Source organism: Microcystis sp. 49638_E5, assembly GCF_021300285.1.
GTDB classification, from domain to species: Bacteria; Cyanobacteriota; Cyanobacteriia; order Cyanobacteriales; family Microcystaceae; genus Microcystis; species Microcystis aeruginosa_C.
The window spans coordinates 1-6608 of record NZ_JAJTDH010000138.1 but is presented as its reverse complement, the minus strand read 5'-3'; the positions used below and the strand labels follow the sequence as shown (position 1 = coordinate 6608).

The window sequence follows — 6608 nt, the reverse complement described above, 5'->3', positions numbered from 1 at the left end:
GCGTTAGATTTATTGGGAGTTTCCCTGATTTGTACCCAGTAACGGGGTGCTGTAAATTCTCTTAATCCCTTCTACAGCACAGGTTATGGCCTTTTGTCAACGGGGAAGTCCAGGGATAAGACTTTTAGGCTTTTTTGAAATCAAAAAGTGCCAGCCATTGCAGGGATCGGGAGGGAAATTTAGGCACTTTTTCCCTGAAAATTGGTAAAACCCCACACCCTGCCCCCACCGAAAAACTTTTTGCCGCAAACCCTAGCTACAGTCCCGCAATTGCCCCTCGCGCCATAGATGCGATCGCTTGTTCCGTGGCCCGGGGTAGATGATAATATTTACCCCCGGCTTTTAGGGCTAATTCTTTGGCAAAACCAGTGGAGACGAATTTTTTCTCCGTATCGATGACCAGCAATTTAATGCCTAAAGAGCGAATTTTAGCGGCAATATCGAGCAGTTCTGCCTTAATATCGGGTTTTTCCCCCTCCGGAATCGGTTCCCCTAGAGATTTCGCCAAAGGAATATTACTTCTCCCGTCGGTAATCGCCACAATCACCACTTGACCGATATCCCCCGATAAACGGGCATTCATCCCCACATGAACCGCTTGGGTTAAACCGTGGGCTAAGGGGGAACCGCCACCACAGGGCAGGGTTTCTAGACGTTTTTTCGCTAGGGTAATCGATTTGGTTGGCGGTAATAGTACATCTGCTCGCTCACCCCGGAAAGGAATCAGGGCAATCTGGTCGCGATTTTCGTAAGCTTCCGTTAACAGACGCATAACCGCACCTTTGGCCGACTGCATCCGATTGAGAGCCATGGAACCGGAGGCATCGACGACAAAGACAATTAAAGAACCAGCCTTGCGGGCCAGCCGTTTTGAGCGCAGATCCCCTTCTTCTATAATCACATGACGTTCGGGATTCCTCAAGCGACGGGCTTTTTGATAGGGGGCGGCCGCCCGGAGAGTGGCATCGACGGCGACTCTTTTCACCTTGCCCCGAGGTAACATCGGCTTAATATAACGTCCCCTATCTTCCGAGAAAATCAGGTTACGCGCCCCCGATTTCCCCTGACGCTGGGCCATCTGGGCAAAATACAGCACACTGGGATCCAGTAAAACCCCTTCTGGGTCAAAAACAAATTCTTCCGGCAAATTATCGGGCTGTTCCGGTTCTTTTTCCTCCTCTTTCTCCTCCTCTTTTTCTTCCTGTTCCTGCTGGTTTTCGTCTTGGGGCGGTTCCGGTGGTGGCGGTGGTGGCGGTGGCTGTTGTTCCTGTTCCGGAGGTGGTGGCGTAATCAGCGATCGAGGTACAATAACTAATTCGACGGCTCTTTTTAAGTCATCGGCACTGACTAAATCCCGACCTTCTAAAGCGGCGGCGGCCTTGGCTACTCTCACGGCAAAAATCTCGGCGCGATGACCTTCTACCCTACCGCGCACCGCTTCCTCCACTAGATAACTAATTTGTTCGGGTTTAATTTTTACCTCTTTTAACCATTCCCTCGCCAGAATAATTTCGGTTTTTAGATCATCGATTTCTTGGGCATATTGGGCGATAAAAGCGCTGGGAGAAACAGCATACTCGATCGCCTGATTGACGGCGGTGACTCGTTGGTCTAAACTAAGGACACCATCGGCGGAAAGAGCAATGGCAATTCTATCTAATAAATGGGGTCGTAAATCCCCTTCTTCTGGGTTATAAGTAGCGATCAGGATTGGTTTACAGGGATGTTGAAAACTGATGCCTTCCCGTTCGATTTGGTTACGTCCTTCGCTTAAAACTGTGAGTAATTGGTTAGCAATTTGGTCATCAAGTAGATTAATTTCATCGATGTAGAGAATTCCCCGATGGGCGCTGGCTAATAAACCTGGTTGAAAGACTGGTTCCCCCTGTTTCACCGATTCTTCCACATCGACGGAACCCAATAAACGATCCTCGGTGACTCCTAGGGGAATCTGCACGAAAGGGGCCCGGATAACTTCCGTGGCGACCTCTCCACTGCTATATTCTTCTTTAGTGTGATCGTCCCATTCGTCGGCATTGTTGGGATCACAATTAAAGACATTACCTGCGATAATTTCGATCGGTGGCAGTAAGGAATGTATCGCCCGCGCCATGACTGATTTGGCGGTTCCCCGACGACCGGCAATTACCACACCCCCCAGGGCGGGATCCACGGCGGCTAAGAGTAGGGCTAATTTAATCGCTTCTTGGCCGACAACGGCAGTCAGGGGAAAATTGAGGGTCAGAGTGGGCATAGATCTAGATTCAGGCGGCCAAATTCTAGTGTAAAACAGAAGCTCCCGGGTCCGGCACTTTTTCCCTTTTTGATTCCCGAACCCAGATTTTAAGTAGGTAGGCGTTAAAAATTATCAGACACCCCCCTTATCAAGGGGGGACTAAGGGGGGACTAAGGGGGGATCGAACCTAAAATCCATTTTTAATTTAATTATAACCAGCTACTTAGCTGCATCTCGATGGATTTCTTCATCCCCGAACCGATCGAGAAGTTACTGGGTTAATCTAGGATTAGCTCCTGATAACGGCTGTAGAGAGGACAAAAATATGATAGCGACAATAATCGATCGCCTTACGGAAACCAACCCGCAAATTATGCGAGAATGGCAAGGAAGATTAACCCCGAAAAATATCTCGATCGCCTCGGTTATCTCCCTAGTTGGTCAATTATTAGTTTACCTGTACTATAAGAATCTCTTGTCGGTAGGGGCGGGATTTAGTCGTTACTGTACCGCTAATCCCCCCCATAACAACGATTATAATCCCTATAGTGGGCTTAAATACTGCATCCAAGACCTAAATGGTCAATGGATGATTATCTCCCGGTTATGGTGGTTAGATATCTTCACTTTTCTGAGTATTACCGGCATTTTCGCCCTTTTAGTGGTGGGAACCTATCAATTAATCGCCGATCTTTCTGGGGAAGAGCGCCGGGGTACACTTAATTTTATCCGTCTGAGTCCCCAACCCGCCAAAACGATTTTTATCGGCAAAATTTTCGGGGTTCCCATTCTCCTCTATCTCGTCTGTCTTCTCGCTTTACCCTTTCACTTGGGGGCGGGTTTATTAGCAGGTATTCCCCTATCGTTAATTTTAGCCTTCTACGCGGTTCTGATCGCTAGTTGTGCCTTTTTCTATCATGCTGCCCTTAGTTTCGCTTTAGCCACGCCATGGTTAGGAGGATTTCAACCCTGGTTAGGCAGTGCTGCAGTCTTAATCTTTGTGTTTTATAGCACTATTTTTACTTTATCGGGCTATGGTGGTTCCCGTACTCCCTTTGATTGGTTAATTCTCTTTAATCCTAGTTTTGTCCTCCCCTATCTAGTTAAATCTACCTTTCTCCCCCCCGATGCGGTACGCTATCTAGGAATCTCACAAATCTTTGATCTGCGTTGGTACGGTCAATCTCTCTGGCAATCGGTTATAGTGGGTATTAGCTTAATTTTGCTCAATTTTGCCCTCTGCACCTACGGTTTAACCAGAATTCTCCAGCGTCGCTTCCATAATCCCCTCGCTACTCTTGTTAGTAAACCCCAAAGTTACTGGATGATGGGCTGTTTTAGTGCCATTAGCCTGGGTTTTGTCTTCCAAACTCTGCAACCGAGCTATCTTTTCGATAATTTTGCGATTCTTAGCGTTTTTGTGGCGATTTTTGGCTTGTTAATCCTTTTTGCCCTCACTCCTCCCCGTCAAACTCTCCAAGATTGGGCGCGCTATCGTCATCTACAAGGAAAAACGGGCATTAGTCTGGGGAAAGCTTTAATCTTTGGCGAAAAAAGTCCTTCTACCCTAGCCATGGCTGTTAACGTCGCTATTGCCATTTTATTCATCCTTCCCGCTATTTTTATCGCCCCTCTCCATCAATATAAACTAGCCACTGCAGCCGGGTTTCTCTTGGCAATGAACATGATTTTAGTCTATGCCGCTATCGCCCAATTATTGATGTTAGCCGGCACAAATAAACGCGCTTTGCTCGCAGCCAGTAGCATCGGCATTTTGATTATTTTCCCCTTCCTCTGTTTCGCTGTCTTGGGAGTTAATCCCAGTCAATCTCCGCTTTTATGGTTTTTTACTTTTCTTCCCATTGCCGCTACTCAATACGCTACACTTCCCTCTTTCGCTTTGGCAATTTTCAGTCAGTGGTTGGGTTTAACCCTCGTCGGATGGCAAATTAATCGCCAATTAAATCGCCTTGGTGCCTCGGCAACTAAAGCGTTAATCCCAGGCTGAAAAATACCTACTCAAAGGGGAGATTAAATAATATCTCTGCCGATAATTTTCTCCCCTTGAGTGTCGGTTAATTTTTTTCCCAAAAAAGCTTGACAAAACCCCGCGACTTGACAGATAATTTCTTATATAATGGGAATCCGTGCCTGCCTGCGACCCCCCTCTTTTCAGGTCAAATAAAACCCCAAAAAATTAACCCCAAAAAGTAGGCTGAGTTAATCTCAGTTCCCAGATGATTCGGAGCATCTTTCAATTTGACAACGCCTATTGTAGGGCTAATTCATGAATTAGCCCTACACCTAGTAATTTCAGTTCCCATCTGATTAGGAGCATCTTTCAATTTGACAACGCCACATTTTTACCCTACCACCGATAAACTATCAACGATTAGCGAGGGAGTATAACAGGAGCCATTCCATTGATTATCGGCCCCCAGAGCGATTAAATTCTGCAAAGCGGTATAAACATTTCCCGTCACCATTGTATCTTTAACTCGTCCGGTGATTTTGCCCTTTTCTATGCGATAACCCAGATCGACATTGACAGAAAAATCGCCCGAAATATCGGCCCCATGACCTAAAATTTGGTCGATAACTAGGCCCTCATCTATTTGCGAGATTAAATCCTCTAAAGTTCCCTCTCCCGGTGCCACGATTAAATTAACTAAATCCGGCATGGGATAAACCCCTAAACCGGGACGAAAACCGTTTCCCGTCGGAGTAGTTTTTAATAATCTGGCCGTGGTACGATCGCTATAGAATTCCTTAACTCTACCTCCCTCAATTAAAGATAAAAATTTGGTAGGAGTTCCCTCATCATCAAAGGGACAACTATAGGGTTCTCGGTCCGGTTGTTGGGATAAAGTCAACTTTTCTGACATCACCAATTGACCAATTTTATCACTCCAGGGCGAGGACTGTTCTAAGACCTGTTTCCCATTTAAAGCCATCTCCACCGTACCCCATAAGAGGGTAACTGCATTAGAGGTCAATAAAATTGGTAATTTTCCCGTGGGACTATCCACATTATTGGCTGCCCATTGTAGTCGCTGCAATAACTGTTTAATTACCGTTTCGGGATGAGGTGTACTGCGGGTATATTCCCCATCATAAACGGCGAGAAAATCCTCTCCCCGTACCCATTCAATCCCCAGATAATAACTCAAAGCTGTATCGGTATATTGACAATATAAACCCTCGGAATTAACCAAACGGGTGATTTCCCGTTCACATTCCCATTCACCACTACAAATAACCTCAGGATAAACTTGGCGAATTTGGCCAATCATTTGATTACCCATCTCGATTAAAGATTCTACCGCCACATCCTGGCCAATCGGGTCATAAATTGCCCGTCGTGGTGCCGAAAATTCGATTTCTTCTGGGGCATTGAGATAGGATAAATTTAATGCCGTTTCTACTAAAATCTCAGGTTCCACATCACCATAACCCACCGCTAACCCCGGACAACCCTCGCGCCATAATCTTAAGGCAGTTCCCACGGATTCAGAACTTTCTAGCTGTTTGAGACGATTAGCCTCAAAAAAAACGGGATGGGAAAGGGAGGAAGATTGATAAACTTCGGCTGCCACCGCTCCGGATTGGAGAGCCAGTTCGATGAGTTGTTGCGGATCGATCGTCATGGTGATAGTTTTTGAGATGATAGCTATCTGATTATCGAAAATTTGGGTTTAAAACCCCGTCGTTCTACGACGGCTTTTCTTGATCTCTAATATATCACTTAAGAACTGCCAATGGCACACCTCCCACAGAAGAAACAAAATAACTAGGAGACCAAAGAGCATCTTTCCCATCTGATTTAGGATAACCAGCTTGTTCATATCTGCGCCTAGAAAAAGCTTTTAAGGAATTAACCATTACAGAAATATAAAGTTTAGTTGTTTATTCGATTATAGCGTTGTACATGGTCAGATTTTCCATTAAATTTAGAAGTTTTGAATGATAGCTTTATAAAGTAAAAAAGCGGCTGAAATATTATATTCTAAGTAAGTAGGTGTTAAAAATTGTTAGATACCCCACCTTATTAAGGGGGAATCAAAGACAAAATCTATCTTCAATTTAATTGAAACCACTTACTTACTCAACGGACTTAGTACAATAATTAAGATGGTCGCCAGATAGGTCGAGGAGTATAGCAAAATGTCTAACGAAACCGTCACCTATTCCCTAGAATCCGTCCTGACAAGGATTGAAAAGACCTCTTGCACAATTTTTTTATGGTATAATATAAGGTTTTGCTTTTTTCTCAATTCTTAGATTGAAGTGGAAAAAAGAATAAAATGTGATCTTAGGTCAGGAAATCATCTATAATTTTGCTATGTTTATTAGCAAAATTATGGATTATCAA

General features: G+C 44.9%; 4 protein-coding genes. 1 reads left to right on the top strand and 3 read right to left on the bottom strand.

Annotated features, from left to right (window positions below; all coding sequences use genetic code 11):
* Nucleotides 1-256: 256 nt before the first annotated feature.
* Entirely contained in the window at nucleotides 257-2254 is a 1998-nt protein-coding gene (bchD, locus tag LW728_RS22070) for a magnesium chelatase ATPase subunit D (RefSeq protein ID WP_287666519.1), read from the bottom strand.
* A gap of 307 nt (nucleotides 2255-2561) precedes the next feature.
* On the opposite strand from bchD, the gene LW728_RS22065 reads away from it, so the two are divergent.
* The gene (locus LW728_RS22065; protein ID WP_287666522.1) at nucleotides 2562-4244 is read left to right on the top strand and encodes a hypothetical protein; all 1683 of its coding nucleotides are present in this window, start codon (nucleotides 2562-2564) and stop codon (nucleotides 4242-4244) included.
* 355 nt (nucleotides 4245-4599) lie between these two features.
* Here LW728_RS22065 and LW728_RS22060 read toward each other — a convergent pair whose 3' ends face one another.
* Together LW728_RS22060 and LW728_RS22055 are read right to left on the bottom strand one after the other, a co-directional pair.
* Nucleotides 4600-5883, bottom strand: coding sequence for a TldD/PmbA family protein (locus LW728_RS22060; RefSeq protein WP_002799819.1), 1284 nt, complete (start codon nucleotides 5881-5883; stop codon nucleotides 4600-4602).
* Nucleotides 5884-5977: 94 nt separating this feature from the next.
* Nucleotides 5978-6118: a transposase gene (locus LW728_RS22055; RefSeq protein WP_002799818.1), complete on the bottom strand. Its 141-nt coding sequence runs from the start codon at nucleotides 6116-6118 to the stop codon at nucleotides 5978-5980.
* Between the last annotated feature and the right edge of the window lie 490 nt (nucleotides 6119-6608).

What these genes read in the sequence shown, in the direction of transcription:
- LW728_RS22055 (WP_002799818.1), bottom strand. Translation starts at nt 6,118, where the DNA reads ATGGTTAATTCCTTAAAAGCTTTTTCTAGGCGCAGATATGAACAAGCT.
- LW728_RS22065 (WP_287666522.1), top strand. Translation starts at nt 2,562, where the DNA reads ATGATAGCGACAATAATCGATCGCCTTACGGAAACCAACCCGCAAATT.
- bchD (WP_287666519.1), bottom strand. Translation starts at nt 2,254, where the DNA reads ATGCCCACTCTGACCCTCAATTTTCCCCTGACTGCCGTTGTCGGCCAA.
- LW728_RS22060 (WP_002799819.1), bottom strand. Translation starts at nt 5,883, where the DNA reads ATGACGATCGATCCGCAACAACTCATCGAACTGGCTCTCCAATCCGGA.